The sequence below is a fragment of the Acidovorax sp. KNOB132 genome (genome assembly GCF_057541515.1).
Genome location: NZ_BAAJYT010000291.1, coordinates 1 through 4,274 on the forward strand (window position 1 = coordinate 1; position 4,274 = coordinate 4,274).

A 4,274-nucleotide genomic window follows, 5' to 3' on the forward strand; every position below is an offset into this window, starting at 1 on the left:
GGGACGGAGACGGCCGTGGTGCCCGCCGCCACCGCCGCGGCGGCACCCGCCCCCGCCACGGCCACCGCGGCAGGCTCGGCCCAACCCTGCGATGCGCCTTGCGAATCAACAGGTGCATCGCGCAGCGGCGCAGCCGCCAGTGCATCGGCCTCGCGCACCACGGCGGCGGCTTCGTCCGGCGCCATCTGCAGGGCTGCGCCCAGGCGTTGCAGAAAGGCCTTTTCCTGGGCATTGCACACACCGTCGGCATCGCACACGCCCACGGCCATTTCGTAGGCCAGCTGGCGCAGCGCCGGTGTGTCCAGCGCCTGGGCCGCGTCCTCGATGCGCACGCGCTGCAGCAGCACGTCCTGGTAGAGCTTCATCAGGTCCAGGCCGGTGCCGGCGCTGAGCGACTCGGCCAGCTGGCGCAGGTGTTCGCGCTCGCGCTCGTCCTTGTGTTCGTCGGCAAAGGCCGCCATCAGGCTGATGGCCATCACGGCGCGGGTGTGTTCGGGTTGCATGGATCGGTATTCCTCGGGTGGCAAAAACGAAAAGGCATCAAAGGGGAGAGGCGGTCGGCCGGCGCCGCGTGGACGGGCCGCCGGCCTCCAACAGGCTGGCGGGCCGGCGCGGTGCCGATCCGGGTTCCCGCTGCGCTGTATGCGTTGGTTTTGCAGAGGAAGGAAAGCGCAGCCGCCGCAATGGCGGAGCGATCCCCGGGCTGCATCTAGGAGCGAAAGCGCGGTTTTCAATAGGCCGGTGGCGCGCGATGCCGGATTTGGCTGACAGCCAGGACTTCGTCGTCCCGACGACAATGCGGCCTGCCACAACAACACACCCTGCATGCCGCGCATGCGGACCAGAAAGGCCCGTCTTCCATGACTGCACCCGTCCCTACCGCGGCCGACGCCGACGCACCCGCGCCCCGCGCCTACACCGCCGAGGAGAAGCGCCACCGCGTCTTCTCCATCATGGCGGCCTCGTCGGGCAACCTCGTCGAATGGTTCGACTTCTACGTGTATGCCTTCTCGGCGCTGTACTTCGCGCCGGCCTTCTTCCCCAAATCGGACCCCACCGCCCAGTTGCTGAACACCGCCGGCGTGTTCGCCGCGGGCTTTCTCATGCGGCCCATCGGCGGGTGGCTGTTCGGGCGCATCGCGGACAAGTACGGGCGCAAGACCTCGATGCTGATCTCGGTCACCATGATGTGCGCGGGCTCCCTCGTCATCGCCGGCCTGCCCACCTATGCCGCCATCGGCGCCTGGGCGCCCTTCCTGCTGCTGATGTGCCGCCTGTTCCAGGGGCTGTCGGTGGGCGGCGAATACGGCACCACCGCCACCTACATGAGCGAGGTGGCGCTGCGCGGCCAGCGCGGCTTCTTCTCCTCATTCCAGTACGTGACGCTGATCGGCGGGCAGCTGCTGGCGGTGCTGGTCATCGTGATCCTGGAGACGCTGCTGAGCGAGGCCGAGCTGAAGGCCTGGGGCTGGCGCATTCCGTTCGTGATCGGCGCCATATCGGCCGTGGTCGCGCTGCTGCTGCGCCGCACCCTGCACGAGACGCAGACCGACGCCGCCAAGCAGAACAAGGAGGCCGGCACCATGGGCGGGCTGTTCCGCCACCACAAGGCGGCCTTCTTCACCGTGCTGGGCTACACGGCCGGCGGCTCGCTGATCTTCTACACGTTCACCACCTACATGCAGAAATACCTGGTGAACACGGTGGGCCTGCCCATCAAGACCACCAGCTACGTGATGACGTGCGCGCTGTTCGTGTACATGTGCATGCAGCCGCTGTTCGGGGCGCTGTCGGACCGCATCGGCCGGCGCAACAACATGCTGCTGTTCGGCGCGCTGGGCGCGCTGTGCACGGTGCCCATCCTCACGGCGCTGCAGCACACGACCAGCCCCTACGTGGCCTTCGTGCTGATCGCGCTGGCCCTGGCCATCGTGAGCTTCTACACCTCCATCAGCGGCATCGTGAAGGCCGAGATGTTCCCGCCCGAGGTGCGCGCACTGGGCGTCGGCCTGGCCTACGCGGTGGCCAACGCGATCTTCGGCGGCTCGGCCGAGTACGTCGCGCTGGGGCTCAAATCCATCGGCCATGAGACGGTGTTCTTCTGGTACGTGACCGGCATGATGGTGCTGGCGTTCGTGGTCAGCCTGCGCCTGCCGCGCCAGGCGAGCTATCTGCACCACGACCATTGACGGGGCCGGCCCGGCCGCGTCGGCCGGGCCGCACCGCCCCCCCGCATCGCCCCGCGCCCTGCCGCCGAGTGCCTGGGCCGCCGAATTCAGAACTTTTAAGGTGCCGACCAGTGGCCTCGCCAGCGGCGGCACCCGGTGCGCTGCAGCGCAAAAAATCCATTCCCGACAAGGACTTGGCGCTGCCATTGGGTCGCGCCAGCACCCCTTGCAGCCCTTCGCCCGCGCCTTCGCGGCCCGCCCTCCCCCGCGTACATTGATCGCCGTGGCACGGACCCTGACCCACGCCACGGCAAAAAATCAATTCGGAGGACCGCGGCATGAGCCATTCCCATACTTCCCGCAGGCAAGCCCTGCAGCACCTGGCCAGCCTGACCGCCGGCTTTTCGTTGTGGAGCCTGCAGCACAGTGCCGCCTGGGCGCAGAACCCGGCCGACAACCCGCAGAACTGCGCCCCGCCCCCGCCGCCAGGCCCAGCGACGCCCTTCCAGGGCGGCAAGATCGCCGTCAAGCCACGCAAGAGCGCCTTCGCCCTGACCGACGCCGAGATCGCCAGCCTCACCAAGGGCTGGCAAGGGCTGCGCGACATCACCGCCCAGAACCCCAACAGCCCCACCGGCTGGCTGCGCCAGAGCTACGTGCACTGCTGGGCCTGCGGCGGCGGCACCGACGGCCAGCAGGGCGAGGAAATCCATTCGAGCTGGTGGTTCCCACCATGGCACCGCGCCTACCTGTTCTTCCTGGAGCGCGCCCTGGTCAAGGCCTCGGGCGACCCCGACCTGCGCCTGCCGTACTGGGACTGGAGCACCCAGAGCCCCTCGACCCAGACCTTCCCGCAGATCTACGCCAGCGCCGGCAGCGCCCTGTACGATCCGCTGCGCAACCCCGCCAACGTGAAGCCGGGGGCCCGGATCCCTGCCGCCTTCGTGGGCCCGAAGGCCATGTCCATCGTGCTGAACTCGCCCACCTACGCCTTGTTCGGCGGGGTCAACACGGCCATCGGCGGCGGCAGCCCCGGCACGCTGGAGACCATTCCCCACAACCACGTGCACGTGTGGACGGGCACCGATGGCAGCCAAGCGCCCAACTACGGCTCCGACATGGGCGTGCTCTCCACGGCCGCCCGCGACCCGGTCTTCTTCGCCCACCATTCCAATGTGGACCGCATGTGGAGCAGCTGGGTCGCGGTCGACCCCTCGCACACCAACCCGCCGGATGCGGACTGGAACGGCCACGCCTGGAACTTCTACGACGAAAACGGCGTGTGGACTTCCATGAAGGTCAGCGACGTCGTCAACTCCGAAAACCTGGGCTACGTGTACGACTCCCTGGCCACGCCCCCGAAGCCCCTGCGCAGCGCCGTGCGGACAGCAGGCGCCAGCCAGCCGGCACCGGCCGAGAACGCGGCCCTGGCGCATCCCGCGCAGCCGCTGGTGGTGCTGGCCGCGCCGCAAAAGCGCAACCTGGGCACCGCGCCCGTCACGCACAAGGCCGCGCTGCCGGAAGGCTTTCGCAAGCCGCTCGCCGCGCTGGCGGCCAACCAGTCGTCGCGGCTGTACCTGCTGCACATCGACGACGTGACCACCCCGCCCGACCGCAGCGTGAGCGCCAAGGTGTACGTGAACCTGCCCAACGCCAACGCCAGCACCACCACCGAATCGCCCAACTTCGTGGGAATGATCTCCAGCGTGGCCAAGACCACGCCCGCGAACACGGCGGGGCATGCGGCGCACCACCAGGCCGGTATCCGCTATTCGTTCGTGATCGACGAGGAGACGGCCCGCCTGATCGCGCGGGACAAGGCCGTCACCGTCACGCTGGTGCCGGTGGACAGCAACGGCGCGACGCCGCGCCGGTCACAGCTGAACTACGGCCGGATCACGCTCACGCCGCTGCCTTGAAGAATCGGCCCTGAAGGCCAGGAACCGGCCCGACGCGCGGCACGCTGGCTGCGCAGCGGTCCGGGGCCTGCGCTTTTTCAGGCCGCTGCGGCTTCGTCAGGTGGGTGCGGCGCCAGCCCCAGCGCCGCCAGCTCGGGCGACACCCGCTCCCAGGCCACGTCGCACCGGGGCTGCGTGCGCTCGCTCT

Annotated in this window: 3 protein-coding genes; 2 read left to right on the forward strand and 1 reads right to left on the reverse strand. The window is 69.1% G+C overall.

The genetic code is table 11. The features are described from left to right. Positions 1 to 503, reverse strand: a 503-nt coding sequence (locus AC27IO_RS21160) for a tellurite resistance TerB family protein (protein WP_498740610.1), incomplete at its 3' end; no start/stop codon positions are given. 357 nt (positions 504 to 860) lie between these two features. On the opposite strand from AC27IO_RS21160, the gene AC27IO_RS21165 reads away from it, so the two are divergent. Both AC27IO_RS21165 and AC27IO_RS21170 read left to right on the forward strand, forming a co-directional pair. Beyond that, positions 861 to 2,189 (forward strand): MFS family transporter, encoded by a 1,329-nt coding sequence (locus AC27IO_RS21165; RefSeq protein WP_317352425.1) that lies wholly within the window; start codon positions 861 to 863, stop codon positions 2,187 to 2,189. A gap of 317 nt (positions 2,190 to 2,506) precedes the next feature. Next, positions 2,507 to 4,087, forward strand: coding sequence for a tyrosinase family protein (locus tag AC27IO_RS21170; RefSeq protein WP_284428846.1), 1,581 nt, complete (start codon positions 2,507 to 2,509; stop codon positions 4,085 to 4,087). The last annotated feature ends 187 nt before the right edge of the window (positions 4,088 to 4,274 follow it).

Coding starts and splice junctions, on each gene's coding strand:
- AC27IO_RS21165 (WP_317352425.1), top strand. CDS start 861: ATGACTGCACCCGTCCCTACCGCGGCCGACGCCGACGCACCCGCGCCC.
- AC27IO_RS21170 (WP_284428846.1), top strand. CDS start 2,507: ATGAGCCATTCCCATACTTCCCGCAGGCAAGCCCTGCAGCACCTGGCC.